Source organism: Dictyobacter vulcani (assembly GCF_008974265.1).
GTDB lineage: Bacteria > Chloroflexota > Ktedonobacteria > Ktedonobacterales > Ktedonobacteraceae > Dictyobacter > Dictyobacter vulcani.
Map to the genome: position 1 here is coordinate 655,865 of NZ_BKZW01000002.1, position 16,861 is coordinate 672,725.

Annotated in this window: 17 protein-coding genes; 14 read left to right on the forward strand and 3 right to left on the reverse strand. The window is 50.6% G+C overall.

The window, feature by feature from the left end; all coding sequences use genetic code 11:
• Position 1 precedes the first annotated feature (1 nt).
• Positions 2-763 carry an anti-sigma factor family protein gene (locus KDW_RS20500; RefSeq protein WP_162005446.1) on the forward strand — a complete coding sequence of 254 codons (762 nt, stop codon included), beginning with the start codon at positions 2-4 and terminating at the stop codon, positions 761-763.
• A gap of 184 nt (positions 764-947) precedes the next feature.
• Here the strand turns inward: KDW_RS20500 and KDW_RS20505 are convergent, their stop codons facing one another.
• Positions 948-1,280 (reverse strand): GYD domain-containing protein, encoded by a 333-nt coding sequence (locus KDW_RS20505; RefSeq protein WP_151757820.1) that lies wholly within the window; start codon positions 1,278-1,280, stop codon positions 948-950.
• A 354-nt stretch (positions 1,281-1,634) separates the two neighbouring features.
• Between KDW_RS20505 and KDW_RS20510 the strand changes: the two genes are divergently transcribed.
• The 9 genes from KDW_RS20510 to KDW_RS20550 all read left to right on the forward strand — a co-directional run bounded on the left by KDW_RS20510 (position 1,635) and on the right by KDW_RS20550 (position 9,642).
• Positions 1,635-2,030 (forward strand): (R)-mandelonitrile lyase, encoded by a 396-nt coding sequence (locus KDW_RS20510; RefSeq protein WP_151757821.1) that lies wholly within the window; start codon positions 1,635-1,637, stop codon positions 2,028-2,030.
• A 52-nt stretch (positions 2,031-2,082) separates the two neighbouring features.
• Complete coding sequence (locus tag KDW_RS20515) at positions 2,083-3,072, forward strand: aldo/keto reductase (protein WP_151757822.1); 990 nt, start codon at positions 2,083-2,085, stop codon at positions 3,070-3,072.
• A gap of 315 nt (positions 3,073-3,387) precedes the next feature.
• The gene (locus tag KDW_RS20520; RefSeq protein WP_151757823.1) at positions 3,388-3,630 is read left to right on the forward strand and encodes a ferredoxin; all 243 of its coding nucleotides are present in this window, start codon (positions 3,388-3,390) and stop codon (positions 3,628-3,630) included.
• A 98-nt stretch (positions 3,631-3,728) separates the two neighbouring features.
• Positions 3,729-4,769, forward strand: coding sequence for a cytochrome P450 (locus KDW_RS35150; RefSeq protein ID WP_151757824.1), 1,041 nt, complete (start codon positions 3,729-3,731; stop codon positions 4,767-4,769).
• Positions 4,682-4,984 carry a cytochrome P450 gene (locus tag KDW_RS35155; RefSeq protein WP_151757825.1) on the forward strand — a complete coding sequence of 101 codons (303 nt, stop codon included), beginning with the start codon at positions 4,682-4,684 and terminating at the stop codon, positions 4,982-4,984. The genes KDW_RS35150 and KDW_RS35155 overlap by 88 nt, the downstream gene beginning before the upstream one ends.
• Positions 4,985-5,252: 268 nt before the next feature.
• Positions 5,253-6,554 (forward strand): L-lactate MFS transporter, encoded by a 1,302-nt coding sequence (locus tag KDW_RS20535; RefSeq protein WP_151757826.1) that lies wholly within the window; start codon positions 5,253-5,255, stop codon positions 6,552-6,554.
• A gap of 493 nt (positions 6,555-7,047) precedes the next feature.
• A complete protein-coding gene (locus KDW_RS20540) occupies positions 7,048-7,821 on the forward strand; it encodes a hypothetical protein (RefSeq protein ID WP_151757827.1) in 774 nt (257 codons plus the stop codon).
• Positions 7,822-8,022: 201 nt separating this feature from the next.
• Positions 8,023-9,024 carry a GlxA family transcriptional regulator gene (locus KDW_RS20545; protein ID WP_198925385.1) on the forward strand — a complete coding sequence of 334 codons (1,002 nt, stop codon included), beginning with the start codon at positions 8,023-8,025 and terminating at the stop codon, positions 9,022-9,024.
• Positions 9,025-9,078: 54 nt separating this feature from the next.
• A complete protein-coding gene (locus tag KDW_RS20550) occupies positions 9,079-9,642 on the forward strand; it encodes a cysteine hydrolase family protein (RefSeq protein WP_151757828.1) in 564 nt (187 codons plus the stop codon).
• A gap of 137 nt (positions 9,643-9,779) precedes the next feature.
• Here KDW_RS20550 and KDW_RS20555 read toward each other — a convergent pair whose 3' ends face one another.
• Positions 9,780-11,375 (reverse strand): serine hydrolase domain-containing protein, encoded by a 1,596-nt coding sequence (locus tag KDW_RS20555; protein ID WP_162005448.1) that lies wholly within the window; start codon positions 11,373-11,375, stop codon positions 9,780-9,782.
• A gap of 238 nt (positions 11,376-11,613) precedes the next feature.
• Between KDW_RS20555 and KDW_RS20560 the strand changes: the two genes are divergently transcribed.
• The 3 genes from KDW_RS20560 to KDW_RS20570 all read left to right on the forward strand — a co-directional run bounded on the left by KDW_RS20560 (position 11,614) and on the right by KDW_RS20570 (position 13,722).
• On the forward strand, positions 11,614-12,804 hold the full coding sequence (locus KDW_RS20560; protein WP_151757830.1) for a cytochrome P450: 1,191 nt from the start codon (positions 11,614-11,616) through the stop codon (positions 12,802-12,804).
• 163 nt (positions 12,805-12,967) lie between these two features.
• The gene (locus KDW_RS20565; protein WP_151757831.1) at positions 12,968-13,426 is read left to right on the forward strand and encodes a GNAT family N-acetyltransferase; all 459 of its coding nucleotides are present in this window, start codon (positions 12,968-12,970) and stop codon (positions 13,424-13,426) included.
• A gap of 113 nt (positions 13,427-13,539) precedes the next feature.
• Positions 13,540-13,722: a hypothetical protein gene (locus KDW_RS20570; RefSeq protein WP_151757832.1), complete on the forward strand. Its 183-nt coding sequence runs from the start codon at positions 13,540-13,542 to the stop codon at positions 13,720-13,722.
• A gap of 98 nt (positions 13,723-13,820) precedes the next feature.
• Here KDW_RS20570 and KDW_RS36530 read toward each other — a convergent pair whose 3' ends face one another.
• A complete protein-coding gene (locus KDW_RS36530; protein ID WP_151757833.1) occupies positions 13,821-14,180 on the reverse strand; it encodes a DUF3761 domain-containing protein in 360 nt (119 codons plus the stop codon).
• A gap of 404 nt (positions 14,181-14,584) precedes the next feature.
• Between KDW_RS36530 and KDW_RS20580 the strand changes: the two genes are divergently transcribed.
• Entirely contained in the window at positions 14,585-16,855 is a 2,271-nt protein-coding gene (locus tag KDW_RS20580; RefSeq protein WP_151757834.1) for a serine/threonine-protein kinase, read from the forward strand.
• The last annotated feature ends 6 nt before the right edge of the window (positions 16,856-16,861 follow it).

Genomic DNA, 16,861 nt, shown 5'->3' on the forward strand with positions numbered 1-16,861 from the left:
TATGAATTGTACACAGGCGCAGCGTCTTCTCCACGCATATCTGGATGCAGAATTGGATCTGGCTGACACCTTAGAGGTTGAGCAGCACCTCCAGACATGTACTGCTTGTTTAGCAGCCTACAATAATTATCAGGAGCTCCAAACGGCCATAAAAACAAGTTCTCTTTACTTTCAGACTCCTGAGAAGTTGCAGAAGCGCATCAGGTCCTCGGTGCTCAAAGCCAATAAAACCTCATTTATTTCTCACGTGACGTCCTGGCGTATGCTGAGTGTTGCGGCTATGCTGATCTTTGCCTCCCTTCTTTCGCTCTGGGGGGTTACTCATTTCTGGCCCACATCTTCTGGTGACACTCGCATAGAACAGGAGGTGCTCGCCAGTCATGTGCGCTCACTGATGGCAAATCATCTGGTAGATGTCCCATCGTCTGACCAGCATACCGTCAAACCATGGTTTAATGGAAAACTTGATTTCTCACCTCCAGTAGTCGATCTGGCAGCCCAGGGATTTCCCTTGATTGGTGGGCGCCTGGATTATCTGAATAACCAGCCGGTAGCAGCCCTCGTCTACAAGCATCGACAACATCGTATTAATCTCTTCATCTGGCCGTCAACACAAAACATAGGGGGTGAAACGGAAACAAACACCCCCCAGGGTTATCACCTCATTCACTGGACAAAATCAGGGCTGACCTTCTGGGCGGTCTCGGATCTGAACATGAATGAGTTGCAGCAATTTGTCCAACTGGTGCAAGATTCGACATAACTTACATGGTTTTACTAAGAAATATGAAAGAGCAGACGATGATAGAACAGAACGGTTTGCAGCAAGCAAAAATTAGTGTTGATCCTCAATTATTAGATGAACCGGAAATGGCTCATGATATTTTGCTTGTGAGGAAGCGGTTACCTGTGAATGACTGCTGGCTCATATGTTGAACCCTTACATATTAAGCTGTTGGAACCGCAAATGCGCCGCCGGCCGCTTTGCGCATCGCCTCCATCCCTTCGCTCATAGTAAAGAGCCGGGTCACCTCGTTTACCTTCATTATGCCCGAGGCCTTAACGGCCAGGTTTACTGCGGACGCCGTAATATCATCGGGTACCTCGATGAGTGCTACGCCGTCGTATGCTCCCAGAGCGTAATACAGACTGAGCAGTCTGCCGCCCAGCCTCTGCACTAGCTCCTGGCTGGGAATGCTGCGGTCCTGTGGCTTCTGAATCATTGTTGCCCAGGCCTCAGATGTGTACGTAAATTGCACCATATACGTTGACGTTGCCATGAGAGATGTTTCCTTTCTATTATCAGTATCGTTTATCTGGATGTTCAAGCAAATCTGTAATAAGGGGGGAATGACTATTCACACCTTCAGTATAATGTGCGTATACAAAGCTGATTGCCTCCTTGCTCTTTATTGGCAATCCTGTCCACATTCCATCCTCTTAACATTTCCACATGGATATGATTTCGCACTGGCCAGTCAGGACCTGGAAAGAATGAAATGAGAAAATTTGCAGAATACTACAATCATTCTCGACAATCATTCTATCGCCTGGTGCTCCAAGGCATCTATAATGATCACCAGATAGAGAACATGACGTTTTGCTTTTGTAAATATAGTGGAGGAATTGAGAAAATGGATATCAAAAGAAGTGGCTCGCAGCCTTCCGGTAAAGGACCGGCTGAATATTTTACCGGCACAGTACGCATTGATCCCCAGTTCGAGGCACCCGCTCCGGCACGCGTGGTCGGTGCCAGTGTCACCTTCGAGCCTGGTGCTCGGACAGCATGGCATACCCATCCACTGGGCCAGACCCTGATCGTAACGGCTGGCTATGGCCGTGCTCAACGCTGGGATGGTCCAATCGAGGAGATTCGACCGGGTGACGTGATCTGGTTCTCGCCGGGTGAGAAGCATTGGCACGGTGCCGCAGCAACCACGGCCATGACGCATATTGCCATTCAGGAAAAGCTTGATGGCAAGACCGTTGACTGGATGGAAAAGGTCAGTGACGAACAATATCAGGCCTGATCGTGAAGAACAATTGTTGTGACTTTGAATGCAAAGGCAGGAGATAAGATACATGCAGAAGCGCAAACTTGGAAACAGTAACCTGGAAGTTTCGGAACTCGGCCTTGGCTGTATGGGCATGAGCACATCATATGGCCCTGCGGACGAGAAGGAGTCTATTGCCACTATTCGCCGCGCCATTGAGCTTGGATGCACCTTTCTTGATACCGCCGAGGTTTACGGCCCCTTCACTAATGAAGAATTGCTGGGTCGGGCGCTCAAGGGGCGGCGCGACCAGGTAATCCTCGCCACGAAGTTCGGCTTCCGCATCGAAAACGGCAAGCAGGCAGGCACCGGCCGCGATAGTCGTCCAGAGCACATCCGCAGCGTGGTCGAGGAATCCCTGCGGCGTCTGCAGACCGACCATATCGATCTGCTCTATCAGCACCGCGTTGATCCTGCTGTGCCGATGGAGGATGTGGCAGGCACAGTGGGCGAGCTGGTAAAAGAGGGCAAAGTACGCTTCTTCGGCCTCTCCGAGGCAGGTGTCGCCAATATTCGGCGTGCCCACGCCGTCCATCCCGTCACGGCACTGCAGAGCGAATATTCACTGTGGGAGCGGAATCTGGAGGCGGACGTCATTCCAGCGCTTCGTGAGCTTGGCATTGGATTGGTGCCATTCTCACCACTTGGCCGTGGCTTCCTGACCGGTGCAGTCAAACGAGCAGAGGAATATCCCGAGGGTGACTTCCGACGCGGCGACCCACGCTACCAGGGCGAGAACTTCGACGCCAACGTACGTGCTGCAGAGGCGGTGCGTGAGATAGCTCGCTCAATCGGCGTCCAGCCGGGACAGGTTGCGCTTGCCTGGTTGCTGCACAAAGGACCAGACATCGTGCCGATTCCGGGCACGAAGCGTGTTAAATACCTGGAGGAGAACATTGCCGCCACTACGGTCTCGCTCGACGCGGCCCAGATGAGCGCGCTCGACAACGCGCTCGCGCCAGAAAAGATCTCCGGCCCACGCTATAACCCGACCGTCATGTCTATGATCGACCGCTAGGCGATAGCATAGGCATGCGCCAGGAGCAGGGAGGCCGCCACCCGTATGGCTTCGGCGGCCCCAACTGGCCTCCTCTTTTTTCACTATGAATGCATTCTCATCTCTTTTTTATGCCGTCAAATGCACAATGGACTATAATTTTCATTTGGAAACAAATTGCCGTCATCGGTATATGTAAAAACATCCATAAAGTTAAAAACAATGGTATACTAAAAAAAGCAGTTATCAGTCATTACGTGTGTACTGATATGGTTAGCCGCCGTACCTGCTGGAACATGAGTCCTGGCAGGATGATAGAGGTAAGGAGAACATGCGATGCGTGTGATTGCTTCAACGCACAAATGTATTGCCAGTGGATCATGTGTAATGACCTGCGCGCAGGTGTTTGGACAACGAGATGAAGATGGGGTGGTGCAGGTTTTAGATGAGCATCCTTCCCTGAATCTGCTGAAGAGTGTTAAACAGGCGGTTGATTTGTGTCCATCGCTGGCTTTGTCGCTGGAAGATGAGCAGGATGTTGATCATCTCACGGTTGTGGAAGATAGAAGCGGTGAATAGTGGTGGCGCATACCGGGCTGTAAGCATGTTTCTACGAACGTTTGCTGTGTTTTGTTGATGCTGCAAAACTTTCTATTCACTAGAAGGAGTCCGTTTTTATGACACAACAGTCTACCCACGAGAGCACCCCACAGGAAGAACTTCCCAGTTATCCTTTTTCCTTTGCCGAGCATAGCCTGGAGTGCCCGGTCGAGTATGAGCGTCTGCGTGCGCAATGTCCTGTCTCCCATGTGAAGATGCCATACGGGGGGAATGCTGTATTGTTGACGCGGCACGCGGATGTGGCCAAAGCCTTTACGGATCCTGCGTGTGGGATCATTCAAGCGGCGGATGGGGATGTTCCTCGGGTCGAAGCCGGGATGGTCATTGGCTCCGGGGATGGAGATTCCACACTGTTTAGCGCCTCTGATGCCCGGCATAATCAAATTCGTCGCCTGGTGACGCAGGCCTTTACGGTGAAGTTTGCCAACGAATTAGCGCCCGGTGTGGTGGATGTCACCAATAAACTGATTGATGCCATGGAGCGTTCCGGACCACCGGCCGACCTGTTCGAGAACTATGCGATTCAGACGCCGATGGCCGTGATCTGCGATATGCTGGGTGTACCCGCAAAAGACGAGCAACAGTTTCGTCAGTGGGCGAAGACGATTATCTCGACTACTATTGCGCCCGAGGAACTGCAAGCGCAGCGGATGCAGATGGTCCAGTATATGTTGCCACTGATTGAGCAAGAGCGTCAGCAGCCACGCAATACGATACTCAGTATGCTGGTCAAGGCGTCTGAAAGAGGCGATGAGGTATTGAGCGTTCCAGAGGTGCTTTCTTTTGCCATTGGTCTGGTGGTGGCGGGTTTTGAGACGGTGAGCACAACGTTTACCAACTCGGCCTTTATTTTGCTCCAGCGTCCCGACCTGCTTGAACAGTTGAAGGAACGGCTCGATGATCCGCCGCGTCTGGCGTCCGCCATCGAGGAAATCTTGCGCGTGACGCCAATCGGTCTCAGTCGACCCGGATTACGGGGATTACGCGGGGAACGGTTGATTTTCCTGGTATGTCGGTCGAGAAAGGAGAAGTGCTGCTGCTCGATTTCCTTGCCGCGAACCGGGATGAGTCAGTATTTCCGCATGCGAACGAGATAGATTTTGATCGCGAGGCAAACCCGATGATCAGTTTTGGACGTGGTATCCATGCCTGCCTGGGTCAGCAGATTGCGCGTATGGAGTTACGCGTGTTGTGGAGCACGCTCCTCAAGCGTTTACCAGGAGTGCGTCTGGCCGTGTCGCCATCCGAAGTCCCCTGGCGACCACGTGATACTGCAACCTTTGGTCCGGCTCACCTCCCCGTAACCTGGTAGAAACTGCGCTTTTCGATAGCTGCATACAAGCTGGTCCTGGCCTTTGCTGCTGGTTGGGATCACCTTGTATGCAAATGTATAGAGTATAGGCTTGATTTCCATCCCCAGTGCCGTTGCCATGAGGATCTGATTGATGTGGTATACTGTGATTTGCCCCGGATGTTGGCCTGATCGGACAGGATATAGGTCAGCGAAGAGGACAACATCAATCGCAAAACCACACCTTACTTTACCTGTGCATGTGAACACCGCATGGAGGGACTCACTTATGAGTAGTTCACCGCTCAAAACCTCAACGCAGCCAAATCGCTGGCTGATTGCCATCGCCGCTTTTGTCTTACAGCTTGCTCTCGGCTCGGTCTACGCCTGGAGCGTCTTTTCCAAACCTATCGCGGCCCTGTTTCATGGTATCTCGGTCAAGCAAGTAACAAACGCGCAGCTTGCACCGATTAGTTTAACTTTTTCTATCACGTTGCTGGCCCTGGGTGTGACGGCCGCCTTTGGAGGCTATCTCCAACTTCGCTATGGTCCCAGAGTCATTGCGACCGTGGGTGGCATTCTCTATGGTCTGGGCATTGTTCTGGCAGGACTAACCCTACCCACCCATAACGTGTATTTATTGTATCTTACGTATGGAATTATCGGTGGCATCGGCATCGGACTCGGATATATTGTGCCGCTGGCAATGCTGCTGCGCTGGTTCCCCGATCGGCGTGGTTTTATCACCGGTCTGGCCGTCGCGGGTTTTGGTCTGGGCGCGCTCCTGATCGCACAAGCTGTCCCACCACTGCTGGTTCCTACCTCAATCGGCGTTGGATCTACATTTATCTATCTTGGCATTATCTATCTCATCGTTGTGGTGGGCGCGGCCCAGTTCTTTCGCCGGGCACCTGAGGGGTATGCACCTGCTGGTTGGACCCCTTCTACAACGACTCAGGCAGTACGGACCAGGCGCGATTATACCCTGGATGAGGCGTTACGTGACCCACGCTGGTATGTGCTCTGGCTCATTCTGGCGCTCAACGTCACTGCTGGCGCAGCCTTAATTGCCGTCGCCTCGCCACTGGCTCAAAAATTTACCGCAGTAGATGCTATCGCTGCGGCAGTCTTTGTCAGTACTATCTCCGTCTTCAACGGACTGGGACGCCTGCTCTGGGCCTGGCTCTCCGATGCCATTGGCCGTCCATTTACCTTCCTGGCCATTTTTATCGTTCAGATTCTTGCCTTCCTGTTGCTGGCTCAGATCGGGGCTGGTGGCTTCGCGCTCTTGCTGATCCCGGGTGCGCTGATTGGGCTCTGCTATGGTGGTGGCTTTGGAACCATGCCAGCTTTTGCCGCTGACTTCTTCGGTGCCAAAAACTCGGGCACCATCTACGGAGCCATGTTGACTGCCTGGAGCGCAGGCGGCATTGTTGGTCCTATCCTGATATCCAATATGGACTACCATACTGCTATCTATGTTATCGTGGTCATCCTGGCTTTATCCTGTGCCCTACCCTTGATTGCCCGTTTCCTTAACCAACGCCAGCGTAACGACACCATTGAAGTCGTTGCAGGCGATAAATCCTAACTCACACGCATCGTGTATACCTGTGGTTTGCTATTGATTTTTGTCTTCTTTGCTGACGTGTCGTACGTCGAGTGAGCGCCACACGCAAGGCCGCGCTGCTGAGTTTATTCAGGCCAACGTGAGAGCACGACTCGCAGTGCTGTGGCGCCTACACTCGTCGTGTTTTGTGCTGCCAGACAACATGGAGAACCAATCCTCATCGACCATGTATAATGAGCCATGCTTCGTGTAGGCACCACAGTACTGCATACTTTTCTATACTTTTGCCTGAAATCAGGCTGCAGACTGGCCTCGCGTGTGGCGCTCACTGAAAAGGCAGGTATCTCTTGCGCCGAAGATGTGCAATAATGCTATGCTAGAAATAACCGAACAGTCTGGTGAGATACAGGTTTCTGATATTCATCCACATATTTGGAGCCTCTACAACAGTGGGTCAGGCGCAGGGAACGTATGTGTAACCAGATAGTTGCGGTAACGAAAAAAGGTAAGGTTTATGTCGACAACACAACAACTTCTTGCGCGATTAGATGCAATCGGGACAGAATTAAAGGACACAGGTGATGCGCTGGCACTGCTTGGACTGGGGTCAGTGGGCGTCGAGACGGAGCGACTGGATGAATATTCTGATCTGGATTTCTTCGTAATTACCAGGCCGGGATTTAAAGCTCGCTACATCGATAATCTTGACTGGCTGGCTGCTCTTTGTCCGCTGGCTTATGTGTTTCGGAATACCGTGGACGGCTACAAAGTCCTGTTTGAGGATGGGATTTTTTGTGAATTTGCTGTGTTCGAGCCAGACGAACTCCAACATATTCCTTTTGCACGAGGACGCCTGATCTGGCAAGATGCAGCATTTGATGAGCAGTTGTCGGTTCCTCAACCGGTACAACCACGTGCCGTTGCTATTGAAGGAACCGCTGAATGGCACCTGGGAGAGGCGTTGACCAACCTGTATATCGGGCTTGGCCGCGTACATCGAGGGGAGATACTGACTGGCACGCGCTTCATTCAGAGTTATGCCGTCGATCATCTTCTTGCGTTAACCAAAACGCTTGAAACCGCGCAGGGCCAGTTTGAAGATCCATATAACATAGAGCGGAGATATGAAATACGCTATCCCCAGGTAGCACCGTATCTCTCAACGTTTATTCAAGGCTATGAACACAATGTTGAATCGGCCCTGGCGATACTGGATTTTCTCACACACCATTTCGAGGTACCCCCGGCAATGAGTAGCACCATTCAAGCACTTTGCCAGCGTCATTGATTGCCTCCCTGGCCTATTGTCTGCAATGTTTGCTTGGAGTTCAGCATGGATCTTTAATTTTCTGTTGGACTCTGTTCCATTTCTTCTTCTTTGGTTTCCTGTTCATCTTTTCCTTTATTATAGCAAAATGTGGCAGGATTTGTCCGCATTCTGGCTTGATCTTCCCTGGCGTGCGCTAGAAACATGAGGCATACTAGAGGCATGAAAAAGTTGTCTATTGAAGCAATGCCGACCCAAAAACGCTCAGTGGTCTTCCTGGTTTTACCACATGTTCAGTTACTCGACCTTGCGGGTCCAGTCCAGGTGTTTGATACCGCAGCTCGCTTGTTTGCAGCACCTTATACGCTGATCTTTTGCGCGGCGTCCGAGGAGATTCGCTCAGCGCAGCAACTCTCGCTTGCACACCTGCAAAGACTGCCAGAAATTGATGGAAGTTCTCTTATTCTGGTGCCAGGGACAGGCATCTCACCCGCTAAGAGCCGTGGCTTGCTTGATGAGGAGACCAGAGTCTGGCTCCAGGAAAGCTATCGAGCGGGCGCACATATTGCGTCCATTTGCTCGGGGACTGCCGTCCTGGGCGAGGCAGGCTTGCTTCATAGGCGACGGTGTACGACCCACTGGGAATTTACCTCAGAACTGCAGTCCTGTTATCCGACGTCCCAGGTGCTTGATAGTGTGTTGTATGTGCATGATCATGGCATTATCACCAGCGCAGGTGTGGCCTCTGGCATTGATATGGCACTCTGGTTACTTGAGCAGGACTGTGGCCCGCGTATTGCTGCAGAGGTTGGCCGCCAACTGGTGGTCTATTTCCGGCGCAGCGGTCTGCATCAGCAGGTGAGTGTCTATCTCCAGTATCGCTCTCATCTGGATCACTGTATCCACACCGTCCAGGACTGGTTAGCCGAGAATGTCAGCGAACCTGCCTCTCTGGCTGATCTGGCCAGGGTAGGTCAGACCAGTGAGCGTTCACTTGCCCGCGCTTTCAAAGCAGCGACCGGAATTACGCCACATCAGTATCAGCTGCTCCTGCGCCTGGAGCTGGCTGCAAATCTGGTACATGATACGGCGCTCTCGCTGGAAGCCATTGCGGTGAAAAGCGGATTTGGCGATACGCGGCAATTGCGTCGGGTCTGGCACAAACACTATGGAACGCCTCCATCGTCTGGTCGGCGCTCCATAGATCCTGCATCCGCGGGCTGAGCATCTGTACCTCTAAAAGTGTGTCCAATGAATACTCTGAAGGAAAAAATAGTTATGTCCACTATCCCACAAAATGCTGCCCTCGTCCTGATTGACGTTCAGAATGTCTGGGATCATCCCAAATGGGGCCGCCGTAACAATCCAGAGGCTGAGACAAATATTGCCCGGCTATTACATGCCTGGAGAGAGACAAAGCGCCCCCTTTTTTATTTTCAACATCTGGAAACAGGACCAAATACGCTTTTCAAAGCTGGCACAGTCGCCGCCGAGATCAGAGATATCGTTCGTCCCCTTGAAGGTGAAACCATCCTGCAAAAAAAAGTGCACAGCGCCTTTATGGGAACTGATTTTGAAGAACGTTTGCGCAATGCTGGCATCACCACGCTCTTTATTACTGGATTTATGACCAATGGCTGTGTGGAGACCACTGCACGGATGGCGGGCGACCTGGACTTTCAAACCTTTGTCGTCTCCGATGGTACGGCAACCTTCGACCGCAGCGGGCCCGATGGAATACTGCATCCGGCCGAAGAGGTCCATACAATGAGCCTGCTCAATTTGCATCAAACCTTTGCAACGATCGTCACTACGGCTGAAGTGTTACGCGACCTTGCTTGAAAACTGCTGACATCTCCTCAGTGCACAGCCGCGTTGAGGAGATGCTTGCTCGTATGCTCTACCTATGAAAGATCATAGCCACTTTCTATCATCCTCATCTGCCTTTCTGTATGCAGTTTTTGGAGAGATAGATACCATCAGGGATTTCTGCGGCGTGTATACTGTGAGCCGCTCATATCCAATCGCAAGGCTTTTCCAGCAAGGACATCTGTAAAACGCAGGTGTTCTTGATCCGTCTTGAAACTACCATCTTCCTGTGGCTGTAACTCATCCTCAAGACCTTCAGGACTCACCAGATACAGTTTCCCTTTGCGCAGTATGATACGCAGGTGACCAGACCAGACCTCGTGATAGCAATAATGGCCGACATATGCATGCCATTCTTTGGGCACATCAAATGTCCGAGGTCCCTGGTAAGCAGCTGTCACATACCAATCCCCTCCATGAAAAAATTCGGTGGCTTGGTCATCAACATAAGCAAACTCACCCATGAAGAGAGAAAAATCGGGATGTGGGATGAGAAATCGGTCTCCCCATTCCTCTTTTTGCAGCACAAGCTTTTCCCCGTGATAGTGCAATATGAGATGCTCTTCTTCTGCGGTAAAGAGCAGAGAACGTTTCGTATCTCCGACATGGGTAAAGATTCCAGCATACGTGCTGGCTTCTGGTGTTTCCTCATAATTGACCGAGGGTACAACTGGCAGATCCTCACCCGCGCTCGCAGCGCGTAAAAGCTGGGATATATAAGTGGAAATGGAGGCAGGCCAGGTGGTACCTGAGATGAGAACAACCAGGCCAAGTCCTGTTTCTAGATCACCTTGTATCGTGGTATTGAAGCCCATTCCGCCTCCCCCGTGTCCAACGATGGTATGTCCACCGCGTGAAGAGGTAGAGAGTCCAAGACCATAATGCCCAAACATCCCCTGCGTAATAGGCTGAATCATCTGCTCAAACGTTTGCTCCTTGATGAGGCCATGTCCGCGATTGAGATACAGACGTATATAGGCCGCCATATCGGCCGCCGTCGAAACAATACTCCCGGCAGGACTTTCATATTCAAACCAGGAAGCAGGCACTAATGGATAGCTACGTTGATGTGGTCGATCATCGTAAAAGGATTGATAGCCCAGCGCGGCCGTTTTCCGGGTCTCATAGGTAACCGCGGGGAAAGAAGACGTCATGCCAAGCGGAGTAAAGATCTGTTCCTGGATGATCTGCGCGAAGGGAGTGTGATAGATCGTTTCAAGCAGTGCACCCAAAATTTCGTAGCCAGTATCTGAATAGTGCCAGACCGGACCCCCTGGTTCCCCGGCTACGTTTGTCTCACGTAGATACCAGGCAGCATACAGTGAACCAAGCGTCCAACCAGGACCAGTGACAATATTGGCCGTATGGCTCAGGAGATGATATGCCGTAATAGCTCTGGAGCCACTCTGTTTGGCCTCACACCAGGGAAGATAGTCAGTAATCGGAGCATGAATATCGATCATTCCGCGCTCATATAACTGCATCACAGCGAGCGCCGTAAACGATTTCGTGATTGAGAGAATCGGAAAAAACGTCTCAGGTGTCACCGGTTGTTGTGCTATAATGTCAGCATAGCCGGCCGTGCCCACCGCTAGCAATTGATCCTTGTCAGTAAGTGCATAGGCTAATCCGCCAATGCCACCCAACTGCATCACACGTTGCACATGTTGTTCAATACGCCCGAGAACAGTCGTCAGAGTTTTCAAGAGGAGCATCCTTACTTTTTTAATAACCTCTTCAGAGTATACCAGATTGATGAAGTATGTATTCGCGTTCCTGCTGGTGTTCGTTCAGAAGAGGAACTTATTGCCCTCGTGAATGAACACCTGAGCCTGGTTGAGTATCCAGATAAATTACGCTGCCATAAAGTCAGATCTCCTGCGTTTACAGAGAGAAAGTAGTTAGTGCTCATGAAGCGTACTTCACGGCATGAAAGGATTCTCTATGTCAACAAATCCTCCTTATTCCTACGATGAATTGATACAAAGGCGGGCAAAGCAGGCATCGGTTCTTTTGACACCTGATATCTACGATTGGTATGGACATATGCAGGCGTCTCATGATCTGGTCTATGATGCTGCACGTGCTTCATGGCTTGTGTTTCGCTATGAGGATGTGATGCATGTCCTGCGAGATACTACCACCTTCTCCTCGCAGCGCGCCATCAATCCCGATGGTAGCGTTGATTCGATTGTCAGTGGCGGCATCCTTGGGATGGATCCACCACGCCATCGACAGCTTCGTTCTTTGATTTCTGTGGCGTTTACCCCACGTGCCATCGCACAATTGGAGCCGCGTATTCGCGCAATCGTTGATGATCTGCTGGATCGTGTGCAGGATCAAGGGGAGATGGATGTTGTTAACGACCTGGCCTTTCCGCTCCCAATTATTGTGATTGCGGAACTGCTTGGGATTCCTGACAGCGAGCGCGAGCAGTTCCGTCAATGGTCAAGCGATTTTGTCGGACCAGATTTTGCCTTGCGTCTGGTGGCTGCCAGAGAGATTGCTGCATATTTTCACACGATGGTGGAGCAGCGCCGTCGAGCGCCGCGTGAGGATCTGATTTCCGCGTTAATCGGTGCCGAAATCGATGGTGAACGTATACCAGTTCCGGATATCCTGGGAACCTGCTTGCTCCTGTTGATTGCAGGCCATGATACCACGACCGGATTGATCGGCAATGCCGTTGTGTGCCTGGATGAGCATGCAGAGGCGAAGCAGGAATTGCTGGCATCTCCCGAACTGTTGCCATCCGCGATCGAAGAAGTATTACGCTATCGGGCAATCGTCCATACCATGCCACGTGTCGTGGCTATGGATACCGTTTTATGTGGGCAAGAGATCAAGGCCGGGAATCTGCTCCTGCCACTGTTTGCGTCCGCTAACCTGGATAACACACAGTTTCCTGACGCCAACACCTTCAATATCCGCCGTGATCCCAATCGTCATCTGGGATTTGGCTATGGCATCCATTTTTGCCTGGGCGCACCACTTGCTCGTCTGGAAGCGCGCATCGCCCTCTCCACCTTGCTTGAGCGTTTCCCACATTTCCAGCGCAAAAGTGAGGCCCCGCTTGAACTCAGGCCCAGCTCGTTCATCTATGGGCTCAAACACCTCCCAATTACCTTTGTTTGACGAGGCGTAAAAGTGAGTGTCCCACAATGATTGTGATTTACTGGACAAATGTAATCCATCAAAGGTTAAGGCTCTGATTGATGGATTACTGATTGATATTTTTATTGGGCGATATTCTACCTGGTAAAAGAGAAGTTGAGTGTTTTGGAAGAGGGAGCAAAGCATGACTCGAGAGGAATATCCAGACCACTATGTCTTTGACTATACTATTAGCCTCCAACGAGAGAAGTATCTTACCAATCAGCTTATCGCCTTTAACCAGACCCACAGCACTGCGCTTCCGATTGAGCAGATTGAGCCTTTACCGCTCCAGATTACCATTCTTGATTCAGCGGGTAAGGTGGCTGGTGGACTCGTTGGAAGAACACATAGCATTCCGGGGTGGTTTGAGATCAGTATTATCTGGATTGATGACTCTCTGCGTCAGCATGGCCTGGGCCGACGGTTGATGATGGAAGCGGAGCGCGCAGCGCGCCAGCGTGGTTGCGACTATGTCCGCGTGGCTACCTCAGACTTTCAAGCGCCAGGATTTTATCAACGCCTGGGATATACTCTCTATGGAACACTCGAAAACTGTCCACCCGGCGAAACCGTTTTTTACCTGTGGAAAAAGCTTGAATAGCGAGAGGTTTATGATGGCCCGTAGACAACCCATACCGTTGATACGAGATACTCTTCCTCAAGAAATGGTTCCTTTGGCAGCTTGAACGCTGGCGAGCGCAACAGGTCGAATATATGCTCTGTACGTTACTGCAAATGCCAGGGGCGCGCAAGGACGTAAATGTCACGGCACTTGCCTGGATAGTCAGTGTGTTGTTGTGGCGACTGGCAGAGGCTCCCCTTCAAGAGCCTGATACCATTGTCGCCTCTATTACCTCTATGATCCATCGTACATTATTTCTGGATGGGACTATGTAGTTATTTTTGTGCTTTCTGATAAGACCGAGCACCTGGATAGAGAATACATTCTATCCAGGTGCTCTTATAAAGCGCTATGTGTTAGTTTGCGTGTTTATCTAGTGAGAATAGAGGGTTCTCCAGACGCCTTTGTGCCATGAGCACGCACCGGATCGACCGCCAGAAAGACTATACATACTATCTCTGCACTCTACCACATAACCTTTTCCTTTCCAGAAGTTGGAGATACAGTGGAAATAGCTACAGAAGCGAGAGGCGGGATGAGTAATCAGGCGGCCCCTTGTGAAATTATAGCCCCAGGGATTATTGTTGACTCCCGTATATGCTATTTGTGCAGAAGTGTGAACTATTGTTGCTGTCGCAGGAGCAGCATGGGCGGAAGATTGATTACTGATAGCAACGACGCTCAGACAAAGACAAAGGGCAAGCATCAGAATAAGAGAATAAATCTTGTTCATATATATTTCCTTTTCATAACATATAAATACATACAATAGTTTGCATGCACTTTCATAAACGTTTTATAGATGATTTTTTTACGGTTCATTTTTGACTTTCTTGCAGCCATAATTGATATTGTCACAGTCTGCTCTGGTCGAAGAACATGGATGAGCGTAGAAATAATTCAACGCATGTTATTTTATCCTTTTTGATCTTGCATGATAAAATAGTTGCTAGATTATTCTTGTATTGTGGTTTATATTGTATAGTGGTGCCTTGCGCTGAACAGGAAGAATCTGATTGCTTGCTATCTCTCTCTCTAATAGCCCGTTTTGCTATATTTTTTGCTATTTCTCTGATTTTTATTCTAAAATATATACGAGTAGATATATTGATTTGAGATAAAGGCGGAGGAAGCGTGATGAAGGATCATCTGGAGTATGTTGGACGGGTTGTCGGAGACTATCGTTTGCTGCGCTGGTTAGGTGGTGGCGGTTTTGGCAATGTCTATCTGGCTGAAGATATGCGCTCGAGTGTGCAGGTCGCTGTGAAAGTATTGCAGATTCACCTGACGAAGCAAGAGGACTGGCGTAGCTTCATTAATGAAGCTCGCACGATGCGTCTGCGCCATCCACATATCGTTCCTTTGCTGGACTTTGGACTTGATCGCCATGATACCCCATTCCTGGTAATGGAATATGCACCCCAGGGCACCTTGCGCGACCGACATCCTATCGGTACACGCGTACCGCTCGCTATCGCGATCAAATATGCCAGCCAGATGGCGTCCGCTTTGCAATATGCCCATGAAGCTCATCTGGTGCATCGCGATGTCAAGCCGGAGAATATGCTGGTCCGTTCTGACGGAACTATACTCCTCAGTGACTTTGGTATTGCAACGACAGTTCATACCACGCATTCACGTACCAATAAAGGGATGCTTGGGACGGTCCCGTATGTGTCTCCGGAGCAGGCGTCAGGCAAACCCCGAGCGGCCAGCGATCAATATTCATTGGCTATCGTGCTTTATGAATGGATATCGGGGAGAGTGCCATTTGAGGGTGCAGCGCTCGATGTGGCGATACAACATGCCACACAGCTACCACCATCGCTTATCGCCCAGGTACCAGACATCTCTTCAGAGGTGGAAGATGTATTGTTCAAAGCGCTGGCAAAAGATTATAAAGATCGTTTCCCTTCGACACAAGCATTTCTTGTCACACTGCAGCGTGCTCACACTTCGGCACCATTTCGCTCTTCTGCTGTTATCAGAGCCGCGAAGCCAACCTTCAAGGATGTTGCTCCACCGCCAGTGAAGGTTCAGCCGTCTATGAATGTAGCGCTGACCGCGCCACGACCAGTCCTTCAGCCCGAGAAAACGCAATCTGAAACAGCTCAAGTAAGTTGTTCTTCTTTAGATACGCGCTCTCAGAAGCTGTCTGCGATACCCTCTCCAGCAAATAGTGCTTTTCTCTCCGCTGTTCGCAAGTATAGCTTTTCAAAAACATGGAGAGTGCTGCTGGTTTTGCTCTGCGGGTTAGTCATTGTGGGGGGAAGTTATACGTATGTGACTGTGAAAAATATACAAAGGAAAGCGGTAGCGAAAGAAGCCAGCAATGCCTATTCCTCGGCCGTCGCGCAACACGGGACCATGTTCGGGTTTGATGCTGCCCATACTCATACGAACTCCTATGAACGTATTCTAGATAGTGACAACGTTTCCCAACTTCAGCAAGTATGGAGAGCCAATGTTTCCATGCAGCATTCAGATTACTCGCCTGCCGTAGCCAGAGGCGTACTCTATATTGGTTCACTGGACGGTAATCTTTATGCGTTAGATGCTATTTCGGGAAAAGAAATATGGGTGGCCTCTGTTAATGCAGGCCTTGCTTCCTCGCCTGCCATCGTCAATGGTACCGTCTATGTTGGCTCATTAGATGGCAACCTTTATGCCTTTGATGCCAGCACAGGTAAAAAGGACTGGATCGCCCCGAGCGGTGGTATTATTTATTCCTCGCCAACAGTCGCCAATGGGATCGTCTATGTCGGCTCCTGGGACAATAAGCTCTATGCCTTTGATGCCATCACCGGGGAACAGAAATGGGTTGCTCCGACCGCTGCTCATACTGAAGCCTCGCCAGCGGTAGCTGATGGTGTGGTCTATCTTGGCTCACTGGATAATAAGCTTTATGCCTTTGATGCCATCACTGGTAAGCAGAAATGGACAGCCACGACCGGTGGTGATATTGACTCTTCTCCGGCGATTGCGAATGGGATCGTCTATGTTGGCTCCTGGGACAATAAGCTCTACGCCTTTGATGCCATGACCGGCGAGCAGAAATGGGCGGCCTCTACTGGCAGTATTATTTATTCCTCGCCCGCGATCGATAATGGTGTCGTCTATATTGGCTCATCGGATTACAAACTCTACGCCTTTGATGCTCGCACGGGCAAACAGAAGTGGGCGGTCGCTACCAATGGTGGCATTGATTCTTCCCCCCTGGTTGCCAATGGCGTGGTCTATACTGGCTCATTGGATCACAAACTCTATGCCTTCGACGCCATAACAGGTGATCAAAAATGGACGGCTACAACTGGCGACAGTATAAATTCCTCGCCAATCGTAGCCAACGGCATGGTCTATGTCGGCTCCAGGGATGATAAACTCTATGCCTTCTCTCTGCCTGAGTAGGTGCAG